The following is a 16784-nucleotide window of genomic DNA, read 5'->3' as shown; positions in this document are numbered from 1 at the left end:
CAAAGAACGGAGTTGGTCGAACGAAGTTTCCAGCATGTGCTCGATCGTGGCGGAATGCGGCGAACACACCTTCGGGGACAGGAAAACGTCCACAAACGATACCTCTTGTGCGTGGCCGGGTTCAATCTCGGCCTGCTGATGCGCCAGTTGATAGGTTTCGGGACCCCGAAGGGGTATTTTTACCTCAATTCAGCGCAAATTGTTATTATTGTTTGGGGACGGATGGTCGTTTCGATGATTTTGGTTGAGATGAAGAGCGAGACTGGCGAAGAATTCGTCGGAACTCAGATTACCGTCGAGCTGTGTTGATCATGAATAAATCAACGGGCTGCTAAGCTTTTTCGACTCCTGATAGTGTTGCAACTCTTCCATCATTTCGCGTTTTTTGGCGTTCAGCGCCCGCAGGAAGTCTTCCAGTTCTTTTTCATGGGCTTTGCAGTCGTTGATATTGGCATTGAGCACAGGAAACAGCGCTTCGACATCCAGTTGGCGGGAGATCGCGGTTTCTGCCAGATCATCGCGTTTTTCTCTGACAGCCAGTCCTATTTTTGTAGCCAAGTCCGCATGTTTATTTGTTTCTGCGTTGAGTCGTGTCTTGGCCAGATGCTTCTTGGCGATCACGGAACCCAATTCTGCGCGAACCTCGTCCATTGCGCTGTCAATTTCGCGTATGGCTTCTTCCATAACCATCTCCGGCGCTGAGTTTTCCGCAATGGAAATAAGCGTACTGAAGCCTCCACTCACCAGCCTGCAGACTCTGTTTGTCAAACTGTCCATAGAGTTCTCCTTATGAATTTTAAATATTCGAGTCCGAATTTGTAACCATCAAATGGTATGGGCAAGGCCCAGGCCTATCGCACATCTTGAAGCTTCACCCCCACATCTTGCAGTGCGACCCTCAGCTCAGGCAGGGCTTTCCGCGCCTTGAACTCGTCGTAGGCGATCTTGATTTCCTTGAGGGCGGCATCGTACTGGGCTTGGGTCATGCAGGGGGCGAAGTTGATTTTGGGGATGTCTTTGAGGTATTTTTGGGCATAGAATTCGGCTACGGAACCCTTTTCGGATTTTGCTTTTTTTTTCGAGTAATCACCTTCAGTGTAGAGCCTTGCTCTTAACGCCATATAGAAAAATGCTTTTTTACAGTCTGGCTCGGTCACGATGTTAGTTTCCTGTTCAGAATATTCTCCATCTTCCAAGATTTGCGCCAACCATGCTCCAATCCGCTTGTCTCCAGCGCGTATGACTCGGTCCCAATAATAAAGAGTCATGTTGCTAGCCTCTTCCACAGGTCGACCAGGACGCACCTTTGCATAAGTCCGACCAACGAACGTATTAGCCCATGCATCCCCCAATTCCGCGGCTCGCACCGTCCAGTACCATTTTTCCCGCTCCCCTTTCGCGATATAGTCCGGCATGGGGTGTTTCAGTTCCTTTCCCGGGGGTGGGGTGAAGTCATCCCCCTTGGGAACATGGCCGCTGGCGAAGAGCATGGATTTACGATTGTCGGCCAGGGCGCTTTTGCGGAAATGCTTCGGGGCGTTTAAGTATACGGGCGCGTGCCTCAGGGGCGGGGAACCGGAGAGCCAGTGTAGGTAGAACACGCCCAGGGGCCAGTGGTCCTCGGCCTCGCCGAGATGTTGGATGAGCCACGGCTCGATGGGGGTGACGTCAATGCCTTCGGAGAACTCCGGATCAACGTGTGGTAGGACAGCGGCCATGGCCAGGGCATGGATGTCGCCTTGGAGGCCATTGGTCAGGAGTTCGTTGAACACGTATTGTTTTTCGGAAGCATCCAGGCCAAATCTGGAGCGGGACAACTTTGTTTTATACGCATAGCGAATGAATCCGACTTCCGAGGACAGCTCCTCGTCTGTTGGACCGGAAGCTTCTTCGTAAAAGAATTTTGCCTCCTCAGCCGCCGTGGCCATGGCAACAGCTGGAAGCATGGCCAGCCAAAACAGTGCGAAAAACAGGCTTAATGCGTATTTCATTTTTATCCCAACTTGCTCGTATTACAAAGCGATGGCGACGATATCCTTGTCGGAAAAATCCGGTTCAGTAAGGTCCCGCTGCAGAGTGACCGTCATGGGGAAACCTTTTGATTTGGCAAAAAGGTCCATGTCCGCGCTGCACATGTGAAACACGGCGGCTGAGGGCTCGATGGAGTATTGAATTTTGCCATGGTCGTAAGGGTTGACCACGGGGGTGCCCAGAATGTCTTTGGCTTGCAGCAGGATCTTGCTCACATCGAACTCGAGCATGCTTTCCAGCATGCCGTCTTTTTCCTGTTCTATGGGCGCCTGCGCGAGCTGGCCTCCGTATCGGAAAAGGCGTAGACTCCAAGGCCTGTTTCGGGTGGTGCTCTGAATGTGAACCACTGGGTGTCGGCTGGCGGCGGATGCGGCATGGAAGCTCCCTGTCCGCAGTTTGGCTAGCGGACGTTTTTTATCCATGCTGCCAACTTTATCGAGGCTGCACATTGGGGAGGATGTGTAATTTTTACGGATAATTATGGGGGATTGGAAGGTCAGGATGGTTGCCTTGCAGGCGTTCATGGGTGGCTTTTAGAGGGGGAGGCTCGTTGTGTGGAGTCGAATCCTGTAGCATGCTCTGGGTGATTAATATTTTGAAATATTTGGTGAATTTTTCTTGCTGCTGTCGGAAGACGCTGCTGTGGCAACATCGAAGTGCATAAAAAAAGCGATGGGATGCATCGCATTTTTTTAGAGGTAACGCCTTGAAGCCAGACAGTCGCATTGCGCCAGTCGGACGTTGAGACGAATCGCATTTTTGGCCGCGTTACGCCCCGCCTGGTCTCGGCTCGTCTTTTTTATCCTCGTGTTCTTCAGCCTCTTCTCCCGGAAGAGGTCCGCGCGCGCCTCAGGGACGGTGTCCCATGCGACGTTCGCCGCTGGCCACGCCGTCCATCCAGAACCAGCCCAGCGCTCCGGCTGCGGCGGCCAGCAGGATCAGCACTCCAAGTTCCATTTGTCCTCCTTATTTGACCAAAGATCGCCCGAAGCGCTTCAGGTCTTCGAGCACCATGTACAGGGACGGCACGATCCCGAGCGTGATGAAAGTTGAGAAGACAATGCCGAACCCAAGCGACAGGGCCATGGGAATGAGGAAGCGCGCCTGGCGCGAGGTTTCCCAGATCATGGGCGCGAGTCCACCGAAGGTGGTCACCGTGGTCAGCAGGATGGGCCGGAAGCGCTGCACGCTGGCCTGATGAATGGAGGCCAGGGCCGATTGTCCGAGCCGCCGCTTGCCGTTGGCGCAGTCGATGAGCACCAGGGATGCGTTGACCACCACCCCGGACAGAGCCACGATGCCGAAAAGCGACACCAGGCTCAGGCTGTAGCCCATGACCAGATGTCCGAACACGGCGCCGACGATGCCGAAGGGGATGCTGGTCATGATGATCAGCGGCTGCACATAGCTGCGTAGCGGAATTGCCAGCAGGGCGAAGATGCACAGACAGGCCATGCCCAGCCCGAGCAAAAGCGCCCCGACGCCTTCCTGGATGTCGGCCTGCTTGCCCTCGAAGCTGAACTCCAGGCCCTGATAGCGGTCTTGCAGTTTGGGCAGGTAGCTGTCCTTGACGGAGTTGATGATCGCGGCGGCTTCCGAGGGCGGGGTCACGTCGGCGGTCACGGAGATTATCCGGCGGCCGTTGCGTCGGTCGATGCTGGTGTAGGAGTGCCCCTTGGTGACATCGGCCACTTCGCGCAGCAGCACGCTTGTGCCGGCCGGAGTGCGCACCAGAAAATCCTCGATGTTTTGCAGGGACACGCGTTCGCTTTCCGGCAGACGGACCATGACCTTTATTTCGTTGCGTCCGCGCTGCTGACGCAGTGCCTCGGCTCCGTAGAATGCAGCCCGGATCTGGCGGGCCACGTCCTGGGAGGTCAGCCCCAGGCTGCGTCCCTCCGGCCGGATGCGGAAGTCGAGCTGCGTCTTGCCGGCGGAAAATCCGTCATCGATGTCCGACACCTGGGCGTAGGAGCCGAGCTCTTTGGCCAGGTCCTCTCCGGCTTTTTCCAGGATTTGGGTGGAGCGGTGCGAGAGTTCGATGGTCAAAGCCGCGCCGGAACCCGGGCCGCCTCGATCCGATTCGAATTTGAGGTATTCGGCTCCGGCGATTTCACCGACGCGTTCCCGCCAGAGTTTGGTGAACTCCGCCGTAGGCAGGGTGCGCATTTCCGGCGGGGTCAGAAAGACGCGCACCGAGCCCTGGTGTCCGCCTGAGCTTGTGCCGACCTGGGAAAAGATTCCCTCGACCAGTTCATCCCCGCCGTTTTCACGGGCCAGTTCGTCGGCGATGCTGACCATGCGGTTGATGGCCGCCTCGGTGCGGGCCACGGGCGAACCGAAGGGCATGGCCAGTTCGACGTAGGCATAATCCGACTCGACCTTGGGGAACATGACGATGCCCATGCGTCCGCTGGCCACATACCCGATCGTGGCCAGAAGCACCGCAACGGCGAGGGCCAGGGTCAGATAGCGCAGGCGTATGGTCAGCATGAGCAGGGGCGAGATGAAGTTGTTTACCACGCGCATGAAACCGGCGCTGAATTTGGCCTGCCAATTGTGCAGGAAGGCCAGCCTGGATTTGCCTCCGGACTTGAGGTGCCCAAGGTGGGACGGCAACACGAAGAGACTTTCCACCAGGGAGATGAGAAAGACGCTGACGACCACCGCCGGGAGCACGCCGAAAACGCGTCCCAGGACGCCGGGCACGAAGAGCATGGGCACGAAGGCGACGACGTTGGTCAGGACCGAGAAGGTCACGGGCATGACCACTTCCCGGGCGCCGTTGGTGGCGGCCTTCAGGGAGGAGAGCCCCTGTTCCTTGTATTGATAGACGTTTTCGCCGACCACGATGGCGTCATCGACCACGATGCCGAGGGTGATGATGAAGGCGAACATGGAAACCATGTTGATGCTCACGCCAAGTCCCGGGAGGATCAGGAACGAGCCCAGGATGGAGATGGGGATGCCCATGCTGACCCAGAAGGCCAGCTTGATTTCCAGAAACAGGGCCAAGAGGATGAAGACCAGGCAAAGTCCCATGAGACCGTTGCGGGTCAGCAGGTCCATGCGCTGGCGAAAGATGTCCGAGCTGTCGTTGCGCTTGGCCAGGTTCACGCCCGGCGGCAGGATTTGCTTCAGCCGCTCCATGTGCCGCTTGACGGCATTGGACACGGAAATGGGCGTCTGGTCCCCCACGCGGTAGATGTCCAGCAGGATGGCCGGCTGGTTGTTGTAGAGGGCGAAGAGATCGGTGTCCTCGAAGCCGTCGGTGATGCGGCCAAGGTCCTCAAGGCGTACCACCGAGCCGTCGGGGGAGCTGATGATGGGCAGGTTCGCGAACTCCTTGCCCAGTTCGCGGCGGTCCTTGACCCGGACCAGGATTTCACCCTGGCTCGTCTTGACGCTGCCTCCTGGCAACTCCAGGGCGGAGTTGCCGATGATCTCCGCCACCTGCCGCAGGGTCAGGCCATGCGCACGCAGGGTATCCTGGGAAATCTCGATGCCGATCTCAAGGTCACGCGCGCCGCTCAGGTCGATCTGGGTGATCTCCGGGTCTTGAAGCAGGTCGTCGCGCACCGTTTCGGCCATTTCGCGCAGGATGCGCTCTTCCATGTCTCCATAGATGGCGATGGACATGGTCCGGCGGCGGTTGGAGGCGATGACTACCCGCGGCGTCTCGGCATCTTCCGGGAAAGAGGAGATGCGGTCGACCTCGCCCTTTACGTCCTGAGCCAGGCGTTCCATGTCGGTCCCTTCCAGCGCCTCGACCGTGACCGTGCCGGCGCCTTCCACCGAGGAGGAGGTGACCTTCTTGATTCCGTCCAGGCCCGTGACCCGCTCCTCTATGGAAAGGACAATGCCCTTTTCCACTTCCTCAGGACTCGCTCCGGGGTAGGCCACGGTCACGGTCACGATTTCGGACTCGAATTCGGGAAAGACTTCCTGCTTGATCCGGGTGGTCATGAGCAGGCCGCCGACAAGGCAGAGCAGCATGATCAGATTCGCGGCCACCGGGTTGGAGGCCATCCAGGCGATGGCGCCGTGTTGGATTTTGTTGCGCATGGCTCTACTTTTCCTGGCCAAGGCTGACTGGCATACCGTCGATGGGGCTCGCCAGTTCGCTGGTCACGACGGTGTCGCCGGATTCAAGGCCGTCTGAAATCAGGACCGTGTCCGTGTCGCGCCAGGCAACGGTGGCGGGCCGGATGGCCAGGGTCGCGTTGTGTACGGTCCAGACGGTGTCGTTTTCGCGCAGTGCGGCCCTGGGCAGGCGGATCACGTTTTCAAGACGCGTTCCCTCGATTTCAAGACGCACGTATTCACCCAGCAGAATGGGCGCGGGGGTGGCTTCAAGGGGCGCGGGCAGCGAGACCTGCACCCGGGCCAAGCGGCCCTGCTCCTCCAGATCCCCGCGCAGGCGCAGGATGCGGCCAGTACGCTCGGCGCCGCTGGCCTGGGAACGGATGTGAACCTTCGAGCCGGGGCCGTCTTTTCCGGGCAGGGTGATCCAGGACAGGCGGTCCACCGGTATGGCGGCCTCGACCCAGAATTCACGGGTATCGACAAGGGTGGCCAGGGTGTCGGTGATGGAGACCCTGGAGCCGATCTCCACGTTCTTCTCCAGTACGAGGGCCGTGAACGGCGCGGTCACGGTGGTCCGTTTCAGATCGAGCCGGGCCTGATCCAGGGCCGCCTCGGCCTGACGCACCTTGGCCCGGGCCTGGGCGAGTTGCGGCTTGCGCAGGGCCAGATCCGGACTTTCTCCGGCGTTGCCTGTTATTCCCAAAAGCTCCCATTCGTGCCTGGCCACCTGCTGGTATCCAAGTTCAAGTTCCAGCGCGGCCTTGGCGTTTTCAAGCTCCGCCTCCCTGCTGGTCACTGCCAGACGAAAATCCTCGTCCACCAAACGCAGCAACGGACTGCCCCCGACCACCGTTCCGCCGGGCACGAAGGCCAAAGATGTCTCGCGGACGACTCCGGCCACTTCGGAACGGATCAGGGTCTGGCGCGCGGGCACGACGGTGCCCAGCGCCTGGACTACGGCCGTTTGGGGCCCCGCCGTGACGGTGGTTGTCTCGACCAGAGGCGCGATGACCACCAGCGGCCTCTGGGGAGGCGTGGGCCGGGTCTTGATGAAACGGACCGCGACAAAAATTCCGGCTCCGAGGAAAAGAAGGGCCAGAAGAACGACAAGAAGCTTGACTTTGGGCGGCAAGGGTTTGGTGCTGTCACATTCGGGTATGATCATGGCTTTTTCGCTTTGTTTTTTTCAGGATGCATCGGGGAAAGAAGATTTCCAGCCCTTGCCCAGCGCCCGGCAGAGTCCTGTCTGCAGGGTCAAAAGGGAGGCCTGCTCCCTGATGTGGGTGCGCTCGAGCTGTTGCAGCTTGAGGAGCAGGGAAAGAACGGTGTCGTAGTCGAGCACGCCGTTGCGGTAGCGGACTTGGGCGCTGGTCAGGGCGGACCGGGCCGCTTCGCGTTGGGTTTCCAGGGCGCGCACTAGCTCGATCTGTCTGAGCACGGCGTTGATGCCCGTGTCCACCTCGGAGAGCGCCGTGAAGACGGTCTTTTCGTAGGAGGCCAGACGCTCCCGGCGCACGGCTTCCTGGCGTTTCACTTCGGCCCGGCGGCTGCCGCCGTCGATGATCGGAGCGGTCAAGGACGCGGCCAGATTGGCCAGCCAGTTGTCGAAAATACGGCTTGCGTCACCGCCATTGTGCTCGAAATTTCCGGTCAGGCGCAGGGCCGGCATGCGGTCCGCCCTGGCGGCGGCCAGATCCCAGCCCGACTCGAGCAGCCGCTGCCAGGCGGCGCGGATGTCGGGCCGCTCAAGCAGCAGCTCCGCCGGAAGGCCGGCTCTGGTCAGGGGCATGGGCATCGGGAGATCGGCCGCTCCGGCGAGATCCATCGTGCCCGGTGCCTTGCCGAGGAGCAGGTTGATCCGGTTTTCAAGGCGCACGGTCTCGGATTTCAGGGGGAAAATCACGGTCTCGGTCTGGGCGATGGCCTCGCGCTGTTGCAGCACGTCCAGAGCCGAGGCCAGCGAGTTGGCGAAGCGCAGCTCAAGGGAGGAAAGGATGTCCGCGTTGGTGCGCTGCTGGCTTGCCAGCACGGCGAGCTGCTGCCGGGTCGAGCACAGGGATATCCAGGCCCCTGCAACTTCGCCACTCAGGGTCAGGGCTGCCGTGCGCAGATCGTCGCGGCTGGCCATGACTTCCAGGGTGTCGGCCTGGCGCAGGGCCCTGACCCGGCCCCAGAGGTCAAGCTCGTAGCTGGCTGCAAGTCCCAGACCATAGGCGTCGCTTTCGATCTGGTTCCTGGTGTCGAGTTTGGTCCAGGTCCGCGTTGCGTCGGCGCTTGCGCCAAGGGTCGGCCACAGGGCGCTGCCGGTCTTTTCCGCTGCGGCCTGCGCCTGATCGAGTCTGGCCAGGGCCGTGCGCATGTCCGGAGCGGAGCGCAGGGCCTCGTCCATCAGGATGTTAAGGTCCTCGCTTTGCAGGTCCCGCCACCACTGGTCGTCCGGATCATGTTCTCCGGCTTCAAGCCGGTAGGCCTGGGGCAGCTCCTGCATGGCCGGAGGGACAGGAGCGAATGCGTGACATCCCGTCAGAAGAAAAAGAAAAACAAGAAGCCTCATGCAAATTGCTCCGGGTGGAGTCGATGGCGGAAACGTCCTGCTGGGCATGAACATTGGCGCAATCTGAACCTGAAAAAAGGGGAAAACCCGCGCTTCGCGATTGAAATGGAATGCGCGGGAAGGTGTCAGGCCGACATCGCTGTCGAGAATTTCTTGTCGACAACGAGGATGTGGTTGGTCAGCCAGCCGCGCAGGAAATGGAACATGTCCCAGGCCAGTCCTTCGGAAGCCAGGATGACGTCCAGATCGAAGAGCAGGATCTGATCGACAAAGGCCAGATGCTCGTCCCGGTGCTCTTCGAGTCCCGCGTATCCGGCGGCCTCCATGAGCGTCTCTTCGGTCCGGAAATGGTAATTGGCGTATTCCTTGAGCTGGGTCAGGATATTGTGCAGATCGTCCATGGAAACGTGGCCGATGCCGTCCGCAAGGGAATTGATGATCTCGACCAGGCGCTGGTGCTGCGTGTCGATTTCGGCAATTCCGGTCTCAAAAGACTGATCCCAAATGATTTTTTTGTGCATTCCCTGCGGCTCCTGGGGCTTGAGATGGAAATATTCCTTTTCCTTTACCCCAGAGCGCTGCCCGGGAAAAGGGGCAATTCCCGCCAAATCCCGGAAGAATCGGCAACGGCTGGTTTTTCAGTCTGGATTATGCCCGACAACGGCCATCGTTCGGGGTGGGTAGGTCAGTGTCTCGCACATGCCTGTCAGGGCGCGCTCGGCGGCCTCGGCCAGGGCGGACATTTCGTCCTCTCCCGGGTGGACCATGACCGGCGCCAGAAATTCCACCTGCCCGGATATGAGCGCGGCCAGTTCTTGATCGTGCATGAGCCCGCCGGTCAGGATTACGGCATCGACCCGGCCACGGAGCACCGCGCCCATGGCTCCGATTTCCTTGGCCACCTGGTAGGCCATGGCCTGGCGCACCTCCCGGGCGAGGGTGTCCCCTTCGCGGATGCGCCGCTCGACCTCCATGCCGCTGGCAGTGCCCAGATAGGCCAAAAGTCCGCCTTTACCGGTGATCCTGCTACGGATTTCCTTTTCGCTGGCACCCGGGGCAAAACACCAGCTGACGAGCGCTTCGCAGGGCAGGCCGCCGCTGCGCTCGGGGGAGAAGGGCCCGTCTCCGTCCAGGGCGTTGTTGACGTCGACCACCCGGCCAAGTTCGTGTGCTCCCACGGACACTCCTCCGCCCAGATGGACCACGATGAGCCGCAGTTCCTCGTAGGCGCGCCCCAGTTCCTGCGCCACGCGTCTGGCCACGGCCTTGTGGTTCAGGGCGTGGAAGATGCTGCGCCGCTGTATGGACGGATGGCCGGAATAGCGGGCCAGGGGACCAAGCTCGTCCACGACCACGGGGTCGGCGATGAGGGCCGGTATTCCGGCGCGGGAGGCCAGGTCGTGGGCCAGGATGGCGCCGAGGTTGGAGGCGTGGGTTCCGAAGCGGCAGGAGCTCAGGTCGGCGATCATTTCCGGGCCGACGGCGTACACGCCGCCGGGCATGGGACGGAGCAGTCCGCCCCGGCCGATGACGGCGGCCATGTCCGAGACGGCAAGCTCATGGCGCGCAAGGGCCGCCATGATCATTTCCCGCCGGTATCCTTCCTGGTCCATGACGTGCGCGAAGCGATCCAGATCGGCCGCTTCGTGGCGGATGGTCTCCACGAAGAGCGCTTCCCGGCCTTGAAAGACCGCGATCTTGGTGGAGGTTGAACCGGGGTTCAGGACCAGGATTTTCATGTTCTAGGCTCCTTTTGCCGCCATGAGGATTCCGAGGGCCACGGCGTTGATCTTGGTCTGGTGGGAGTCGGCCCGCGAGTTGAGCAGCACCGGGGCCCTGGTGCCCATGACCACCCCGGCCGATCGTGCGTGGGCGAAGTACATGAGACTCTTGTAAAAGATGTTGCCTGCCGCCAGATCCGGAGCCAGCAGGATGTCGGCCCTGCCGGCCAGAGGATCCTTCATGCCCTTGTGCCTGGCGGCCTGTTCGCTGATGGCGTTGTCCAGGGCGTAGGGCCCGCCCACGCGGCAGCCCGGGAGTTCGCCTCTGGCGTTCATTTCCACCAGGGCTGCGGCGTCCATGGTGGCGGGCATTTTCGGGTTGACCTTTTCGGATTCGCACAAAACCCCGACCACGGGGTCCGGATTGCCGAGGGCGCGGGCCACCTTGACCGCGTTGAGCACGATCTGGCGCTTGGTCGCGAGGTCGGGTTTTATGATCATGGCCGCGTCGGTCAGCAGATAGAGCTTGTCGAACCCGGGCACGTCCATGACCACGGTGTGACTGACCGTGGAACCGTTGCGCAGTCCGGCATCGCGGTCGAGTACGGCCTTGAAGAGGACCGAGGAGTCGACGAACCCTTTGAGAAGTATCTGCGCCCGCCCCGAGGCCACGACCTGCACCGTGGCGGCGGCTCCGCAGGCCTCGCCCCGGGCGTCGAGAAGTTCAAACGCCGTGAGGTCGAGTTCGATCCTCTCGGCGATGGCTTTGATCTTGTCGGTGTTCCCGACCAGTATGAAATCGGCCAGACCCATGGCATGCGCCTCGGCCACGGCCGTGAGCGCTTCCGCGTCCTGGGCGCAGGCTACGGCCACGGTCTGTCTGGGCAGGGTCAGGGCCTTGTCGATGATGGACTTCATGGATGTAAGCATCGGATCTCCTTGCGAGTCCTGCCGATAGATCATCGATTGGATGAAAACAAGTGGCGCGCAACCGTTTTTGTCAAATTTTGCATCCTTGGTTGCAGGGGTTGCCCCCAGGCGCGGCTGGGACTAATCAAGGCCGATCTTCGGAGGAAGCATGCGCAATCAAACAGCCGCCCTGGCCGCCGCGTCCGTGGCCAGTTTTCTGGTACCCTTCATGATGTCCGCCGTGGCCATCACCCTGCCGGTCATGCAAGTCGAGCTCGGGGCCTCGGCCGTTGAGCTGAGCTGGGTGGCCGGGAGCTATATTCTCGCCCTGGCCGCCATTCTCCTGCCCATCGGCAGGCTGGCCGACATCCTTGGCCGCAGGCGCACCTTCGTCTGGGGCACGGGTGCTTTCGTCGTCTTTTCCCTGTGCGCCTCCCTGGCCTGGTCCGTGGTCAGCCTCGTGGTCCTGCGCGTCGTGCAAGGAGTGGGCGCGGCCATGATCCTGGCCACGGGCGTGGCCATCGTGACGGAACTCTACCCCCGCGAGGAACGGGGCCGGGTCATGGGCATCCTGGTCGCCTGCGTCTATCTGGGGCTGTCCGTGGGCCCTCTCGTGGGCGGGATGATGACCTCCCTTTTCGGCTGGCGCTCGGTCTTCTTCCTGTGTCTGCCTCCGGGCCTGCTGGCCTGGATCATGGCCCGCGGGATCAAGGACGAGTGGCGTCCGGCGCGCGGTCAGGGCTTCGACCTGATCGGGAGCCTGCTCTATGCGGCCTTCGTGGTCTGCTGCGTCAACGGGCTGACCGGGCTGGCCCGGCCTGAGCGGGGCTTGCCGCTGCTTGGGGGCGCCCTGGTCATGGGCGTCCTGTTCGTGTTGCGCTCGCGCGGCACCCAGTATCCGCTCATCGATCTGACGCTGTTCACGGCCAACCGCGTCTTTCTGCTTTCAAGCCTTGCGACCCTCATCAATTACGCAGGCACGTTCGCGGTGGGCTTCCTGCTCAGCCTGTACCTGCAGGTGGTCAAGGGCTTCTCGCCCATGCACGCCGGGTTCATCCTGATCGTGCAGCCGGTCGTGCAGAGCCTGCTCTCTCCCGTGGCAGGGATCCTTTCCGATCGCTTCAATGCGGCCTGGCTGGCCAGCCTGGGCATGGCCTTCTGCGCCCTTGGACTGTGGGCGATGTGCGGGGTGGGCGCCCAGACCGGACTGTGGGAAATAGGCGCGATCCTGGCCCTGCTGGGCCTCGGGTTCGCTCTCTTTGCCTCGCCGAACATGAGCGTGGTCATGGGCAGCGTCGAGCCGAAGGACTACAGTATCGCCTCAAGTCTGGTCGCGACCATGCGCACCTTCGGCATGACTCTGTCCATGGGCATTTCCGCCGTGGTGTTCGGCTTTTTACTGCAGGACCGCCAGATCGCTCCGGATACGATCCCGGAATTTCTGGCCAGCATGAAGATCATTTTCGCCGTTTGCGCCGGGCTTTGCGTGGCGGGCGTGTTCTGTTCGCTGGGCCGGGTCGCGAAACGCTGATTCGGGCGCGACGGCCAGGATTTTCTTTTCATCGAGGCCACATTGAAATAACGATCGTTCATGGTGTCTCGCTGATTTTAGTAAACAGAAGGAGTTGTCATGAGCGCTATTAAAGTCATGGTCATGGGCGTGCTGCTGTGCCTTGGTTCCGTATTTGCCTTTGCCGATGACGGGCAGGTGCTGGTGGAGAAGACCTGCTCCAAGTGCCACGATTTGGGCCGGGTCCGTGCCGGGTTCGGGGTCAAGGATCAGGCGGCCTGGTCCGCCACGGTGGCCAGGATGCTGGCCAAGAGCAAGGCTCCGGCTGTCACCCACGAGGAACACGGGCTTATCGTCGACTGGCTTTCGGCGCAGAAGAAATAGTCCAGGCCCGATTTTCCATCCCTGGGGAATCCAGTCTTCGGTACGGCCGGGGGCTGGATTTTTTTTGTTCGGCGCTCTTGGGTCTGGATTCGACCGTTTTGGTCGTATTTAAAAATTCTATGCCAGTGTTGACTTAAAAGTCCTGGAGGGCATAATACGGGGCACCTTTTTCATTTTACCCGGAGGTTGCTCATGAATTCCTATCTTTTGAAAGTGCTTTTCCTTGTAGCCCTGCTCGGCGTCTGCGCGAGCGGATCAGCTTTGGCCGAGCCGTCGGGCAAGCTGGTGGTCTTCCATGCCGGAAGCCTGGCCGTGCCTTTTGCCGACATGGAAAAGGCTTTTGAAGCCAAATACCCCAAGGTCGACGTGCAGCGCGAATCCGGCGGCAGCACCAAGCTTGCGCGCATGATCACGGAACTTGGCAAGCCTGCGGACATCATGGCCTCCGCCGACTATCTGGTCATCGACAAGATGCTCGTACCTGAATTCGCGAAGTGGAACGCCCGTTTCGCCACCAACCAGATCGTGCTCTGCTACACCCCCACAAGCAGATATGCCGACGAAATAAATGACAAGAACTGGTTTGAGATCCTGCAGCGTCCGGACGTCGTCTGGGGACATTCGGATCCGAATCTGGATCCTTGTGGCTATCGCAGCCTGATGACCATCCAGCTCGCCGAAAAGTTCACGGGTCAGCCGGGCCTTTACGACAAGGTGCTCGCCAACCGGCCGGAGAAGAACGTCCGTCCCAAGTCCGTGGAGCTCATTTCCATGATGCAGTCGGGCAACATGGACTATGCCTTCGAGTACATGTCCGTGGCCGTGCAGCACGGGCTTGAATACGTGACCTTCGACGACCACATCAACCTTGGCAACTATGCCATGGATCCTTTCTACAAGAGCGCCGTGGTCAAGGTCACGGGCAAGGAACCGGGCGCGTTCATGGAACTTACTGGCAGTTCCATCACCTACGGCGTGACCATGCTCAAGGCGGCGGCCAATCCCGAGGCGGCCGAGGCATTTCTGGCCTATCTGCTGGACGAGCAGGGTGGGCTTGCAATTCTGAAGGCCCAGGGCCAGCCGCCCATCGTTCCGGCCAGCGTCGGATCGGACGCGATGCACGAGGCGCTTCCGCAGGGTCTGAAGGCGCTGGTCAAGGTCGCAAAATAAATGGATGTTCCGGTTGCCATGCAGAGCCGGGGAGGCTTTTTGCGAAGCCTTCCCGGCCGCGTGTTTCAGTTTTGGCTGATCGCGTCCTGTATTCTGGTCCTGGTCTTTATCGTCGCTCCGCTGGCCCGGACCGTGGTTTCTCCGGATGCCGAGCAGATGTGGAAGACCCTGGGCGATCCCGATGTGCTGCGTTCCGTGGGGCTGTCCATGGGGGCATCGGCCATGGCCTCCGTCCTTGCGTTGATCATGGGCACGCCACTGGCCTATATTCTGGCCCGACGGGAGTTCGCGGGGAAGAAGATCGTGGAGAGCCTCATCGATCTGCCCATCATGATCCCGCACCCGGTCATCGGCATCGCCTTTTTGACCCTGGCCGGCCGGAACAACTGGTTCGGCGGCCTGCTCGCGAGCATGGGCATCGAAATCATGGGCACGGTCACGGGCATCACCGTGGTGCTTTTCTTCGTGGGCCTGCCCTTTTACATCAATACGGCCAAGGCCGGATTCGAGAGCGTTTCTCCGCGTCTGGAGAAGGTTTCCCGTTCCCTTGGCGCGGGCCCCGGCGCAACCTTTTTCCGCGTGACCCTGCCCCTGTGCCGCCGCGCCATGCTGGTCGGCATGATCATGTGCATGGCGCGGGCCCTGAGCGAGTTCGGAGCCGTGGTCATCGTCGCCTATCACCCCATGATCGCGCCGGTGCTCATGTTCGAGCGCTTCACCGCCTACGGACTCAAATATTCGCAACCCGTGGCCGTGATCCTCATCGTGGTCAGTCTGCTCTTTTTCATCGCCCTGCGCGTTGTCTCCCGGCCCCAGAGGAGGGATTCATGATTCGCGTCGAATCCCTGGCCCTTTGTTTCGGGAAATTCAGCTTGCGCGATGTCGGTTTTCAGGTTGCGCCGGGTGAATTTTTTGCGCTGATGGGGCCGACGGGTTCGGGCAAGACCCTGATCCTTGAATCCATCGCAGGGCTGGTTGAGCATGCGCAGGGCAGCATACGTGTCGCCGGGCAGGAGGTGGGCGGGCTGCCTCCCGAGCGCAGAAACGTCAGCCTTGTCTACCAGGACAACGCTCTTTTTCCCCACTTGAGCGTGCTTGAAAACGTCACCTACGGGCAACGCTATCATGGCATCGCAAAGGACGAGGGGCGACACATGGCGCTTGCATTGCTGGAGCGTTTGGGCCTGACCCGCGTGGCCGGGCGTCTGCCCGTGAACCTGAGCGGCGGCGAGAAGCAGCGCGTGTCCCTGGCCCGCGCCCTGGCCTGCAAGCCGGACGTGGTCTTGCTCGACGAGCCCCTGTCTTCACTTGATCCGCAATTCAGAGACGACCTTCGCGCGGCGCTCAAGGATCTGCACCGGCATTCGGGGCTGACCTTCCTCATGGTCACGCATGATTTCGTGGACGCCCTGACCCTGGCTGACCGCGCGGCGGTGATCCGGGAGGGACGCCTGGAACAGGTCGGGACTGTCGGGGATGTGTTCCGCAAACCGGCCACTGCGTTCGTGGCGGGATTCGTGGGCATGAAGAACATTTTTTCCGTGGAAGGCCAGGGGGAATGCCGCCTGGGTGGGGATTTGCGCTTTGAGGTGCCAGGCGCTTCTGTTTCCGGGCATGTGGCCCTGCGGCCCGAGGACGTGTTTGTTTCGTTCACCGATCACGCCGCTCCAGGCTGGCTGAGCCTGCCCGGAACGTTGATGGGGGTGCGGCACGAAGGCTTTTCGTGGTTCGCGGAAGTGTCCTGCGGGGACTCGCGCTTCACCGCCGCCCTGGACCGGCAGTTTCCGGAGCAGGGCAGGCTGGAGCCAGGGCGGCCGGTCCGCCTGACCTTTGCCCGCGTAAGCCTGCATTTCATGCCGGACGCCTGACCAAACGCCCTTGCAGTGCATGAAGAATAGGTCCTATAGGTCCCATGAGACCCATAGGACCTATTCTTTTTTCTAAAGGAGGATTTCATGACCGACATTCCCGTTCAGCATCGCTATGCCGAAGACCTTAGTCATTGCTACGGCTGCGGAAAAAACAACGCCCAGGGCCTGCATATCCAGACTCACTGGGATGGAGAACAGGGAGTGGGGCGTTTTACGCCTCGGCCAGAGCATATCGCGTTGCCCGGATTCGTTTATGGCGGAATGCTCGCTTCATTGGTGGACTGTCACGGCGTGGCCACGGCCGCTGCCTCGGCGGCTGGCGATGACGGCCTGCCCCAGCGCTATGTGACGGCCTCGCTGCATGTGGATTTTCTGCGGCCCACGCCGCTTGGTCCTGAGCTTGAGCTTGTGGCCCGGGTCATTGAGCGGCGGGGCAGGAAGATCGTGGTCGAGGTGGAGATATCGGCCCTTGGAGAGGTGCGCGCCCGGGGACAGGTCGTGGCCGCGCCCATGCCCGCCTCCATGGGTCGGGATTGATTCCGGCCCAT

At 60.9% G+C, this 16784-nt stretch carries 15 protein-coding genes and 1 pseudogene; 7 read left to right on the top strand and 9 right to left on the bottom strand.

Features of this window, described 5'->3' with window-relative positions; genetic code table 11:
• Window positions 1-309 (top strand): annotated as a pseudogene (locus tag BMZ40_RS11085) (hypothetical protein); the annotation flags it as partial.
• Here the strand turns inward: BMZ40_RS11085 and BMZ40_RS11080 are convergent.
• The 9 genes from BMZ40_RS11080 to BMZ40_RS11040 form a co-directional block, all read right to left on the bottom strand.
• Window positions 310-777, bottom strand: a complete 468-nt coding sequence (locus tag BMZ40_RS11080; protein ID WP_092375424.1) for a PspA/IM30 family protein — start codon at window positions 775-777, stop codon at window positions 310-312.
• A gap of 74 nt (window positions 778-851) precedes the next feature.
• A complete protein-coding gene (locus BMZ40_RS11075; RefSeq protein WP_092375421.1) occupies window positions 852-1991 on the bottom strand; it encodes a hypothetical protein in 1140 nt (379 codons plus the stop codon).
• A gap of 21 nt (window positions 1992-2012) precedes the next feature.
• Complete coding sequence (locus BMZ40_RS11070; RefSeq protein WP_092375418.1) at window positions 2013-2273, bottom strand: hypothetical protein; 261 nt, start codon at window positions 2271-2273, stop codon at window positions 2013-2015.
• Between the two features lie 724 nt (window positions 2274-2997).
• Window positions 2998-6096, bottom strand: a complete 3099-nt coding sequence (locus BMZ40_RS11065; protein WP_092375415.1) for an efflux RND transporter permease subunit — start codon at window positions 6094-6096, stop codon at window positions 2998-3000.
• Between the two features lie 4 nt (window positions 6097-6100).
• Entirely contained in the window at window positions 6101-7282 is a 1182-nt protein-coding gene (locus tag BMZ40_RS11060) for an efflux RND transporter periplasmic adaptor subunit (protein WP_092375411.1), read from the bottom strand.
• Window positions 7283-7303: 21 nt separating this feature from the next.
• The gene (locus BMZ40_RS11055) at window positions 7304-8671 is read right to left on the bottom strand and encodes an efflux transporter outer membrane subunit (protein ID WP_177193120.1); all 1368 of its coding nucleotides are present in this window, start codon (window positions 8669-8671) and stop codon (window positions 7304-7306) included.
• A 125-nt stretch (window positions 8672-8796) separates the two neighbouring features.
• A complete protein-coding gene (locus tag BMZ40_RS11050) occupies window positions 8797-9192 on the bottom strand; it encodes a bacteriohemerythrin (RefSeq protein ID WP_092375404.1) in 396 nt (131 codons plus the stop codon).
• A gap of 117 nt (window positions 9193-9309) precedes the next feature.
• The gene (gene buk / locus BMZ40_RS11045; protein ID WP_092375401.1) at window positions 9310-10410 is read right to left on the bottom strand and encodes a butyrate kinase; all 1101 of its coding nucleotides are present in this window, start codon (window positions 10408-10410) and stop codon (window positions 9310-9312) included.
• A gap of 3 nt (window positions 10411-10413) precedes the next feature.
• Window positions 10414-11322: a bifunctional enoyl-CoA hydratase/phosphate acetyltransferase gene (locus BMZ40_RS11040; RefSeq protein WP_092375398.1), complete on the bottom strand. Its 909-nt coding sequence runs from the start codon at window positions 11320-11322 to the stop codon at window positions 10414-10416.
• 148 nt (window positions 11323-11470) lie between these two features.
• Here BMZ40_RS11040 and BMZ40_RS11035 point away from each other — a divergent pair, with 148 nt between their 5' ends.
• The 6 genes from BMZ40_RS11035 to BMZ40_RS11010 all read left to right on the top strand — a co-directional run bounded on the left by BMZ40_RS11035 (window position 11471) and on the right by BMZ40_RS11010 (window position 16773).
• Window positions 11471-12832, top strand: a complete 1362-nt coding sequence (locus BMZ40_RS11035; protein ID WP_092375395.1) for an MFS transporter — start codon at window positions 11471-11473, stop codon at window positions 12830-12832.
• Window positions 12833-12931: 99 nt separating this feature from the next.
• Entirely contained in the window at window positions 12932-13195 is a 264-nt protein-coding gene (locus tag BMZ40_RS11030) for a hypothetical protein (protein WP_092375392.1), read from the top strand.
• A gap of 192 nt (window positions 13196-13387) precedes the next feature.
• Window positions 13388-14365: a tungstate ABC transporter substrate-binding protein WtpA gene (gene wtpA, locus BMZ40_RS11025; protein ID WP_092375389.1), complete on the top strand. Its 978-nt coding sequence runs from the start codon at window positions 13388-13390 to the stop codon at window positions 14363-14365.
• Window positions 14366-15196: an ABC transporter permease gene (locus tag BMZ40_RS11020; RefSeq protein ID WP_245751094.1), complete on the top strand. Its 831-nt coding sequence runs from the start codon at window positions 14366-14368 to the stop codon at window positions 15194-15196.
• Complete coding sequence (locus tag BMZ40_RS11015) at window positions 15193-16233, top strand: ABC transporter ATP-binding protein (RefSeq protein WP_092375387.1); 1041 nt, start codon at window positions 15193-15195, stop codon at window positions 16231-16233. Before BMZ40_RS11020 ends, BMZ40_RS11015 begins: the two co-directional genes overlap by 4 nt.
• Window positions 16234-16320: 87 nt before the next feature.
• Window positions 16321-16773, top strand: coding sequence for a PaaI family thioesterase (locus BMZ40_RS11010; protein ID WP_092375384.1), 453 nt, complete (start codon window positions 16321-16323; stop codon window positions 16771-16773).
• The last annotated feature ends 11 nt before the right edge of the window (window positions 16774-16784 follow it).

The organism is Desulfomicrobium apsheronum (assembly GCF_900114115.1).
Classification (GTDB): Bacteria; Desulfobacterota; Desulfovibrionia; order Desulfovibrionales; family Desulfomicrobiaceae; genus Desulfomicrobium; species Desulfomicrobium apsheronum.
This window is presented reverse-complemented; position numbering and strand designations above follow the sequence as displayed.

What these genes read in the sequence shown, in the direction of transcription:
- BMZ40_RS11050 (WP_092375404.1), bottom strand. Translation starts at nt 9,192, where the DNA reads ATGCACAAAAAAATCATTTGGGATCAGTCTTTTGAGACCGGAATTGCC.
- wtpA (WP_092375389.1), top strand. Translation starts at nt 13,388, where the DNA reads ATGAATTCCTATCTTTTGAAAGTGCTTTTCCTTGTAGCCCTGCTCGGC.
- BMZ40_RS11060 (WP_092375411.1), bottom strand. Translation starts at nt 7,282, where the DNA reads ATGATCATACCCGAATGTGACAGCACCAAACCCTTGCCGCCCAAAGTC.
- BMZ40_RS11075 (WP_092375421.1), bottom strand. Translation starts at nt 1,991, where the DNA reads ATGAAATACGCATTAAGCCTGTTTTTCGCACTGTTTTGGCTGGCCATG.
- BMZ40_RS11070 (WP_092375418.1), bottom strand. Translation starts at nt 2,273, where the DNA reads ATGCTGGAAAGCATGCTCGAGTTCGATGTGAGCAAGATCCTGCTGCAA.
- BMZ40_RS11065 (WP_092375415.1), bottom strand. Translation starts at nt 6,096, where the DNA reads ATGCGCAACAAAATCCAACACGGCGCCATCGCCTGGATGGCCTCCAAC.
- BMZ40_RS11020 (WP_245751094.1), top strand. Translation starts at nt 14,366, where the DNA reads ATGGATGTTCCGGTTGCCATGCAGAGCCGGGGAGGCTTTTTGCGAAGC.
- BMZ40_RS11035 (WP_092375395.1), top strand. Translation starts at nt 11,471, where the DNA reads ATGCGCAATCAAACAGCCGCCCTGGCCGCCGCGTCCGTGGCCAGTTTT.
- BMZ40_RS11015 (WP_092375387.1), top strand. Translation starts at nt 15,193, where the DNA reads ATGATTCGCGTCGAATCCCTGGCCCTTTGTTTCGGGAAATTCAGCTTG.
- BMZ40_RS11040 (WP_092375398.1), bottom strand. Translation starts at nt 11,322, where the DNA reads ATGCTTACATCCATGAAGTCCATCATCGACAAGGCCCTGACCCTGCCC.
- BMZ40_RS11010 (WP_092375384.1), top strand. Translation starts at nt 16,321, where the DNA reads ATGACCGACATTCCCGTTCAGCATCGCTATGCCGAAGACCTTAGTCAT.
- BMZ40_RS11055 (WP_177193120.1), bottom strand. Translation starts at nt 8,671, where the DNA reads ATGAGGCTTCTTGTTTTTCTTTTTCTTCTGACGGGATGTCACGCATTC.
- BMZ40_RS11080 (WP_092375424.1), bottom strand. Translation starts at nt 777, where the DNA reads ATGGACAGTTTGACAAACAGAGTCTGCAGGCTGGTGAGTGGAGGCTTC.
- BMZ40_RS11030 (WP_092375392.1), top strand. Translation starts at nt 12,932, where the DNA reads ATGAGCGCTATTAAAGTCATGGTCATGGGCGTGCTGCTGTGCCTTGGT.
- buk (WP_092375401.1), bottom strand. Translation starts at nt 10,410, where the DNA reads ATGAAAATCCTGGTCCTGAACCCCGGTTCAACCTCCACCAAGATCGCG.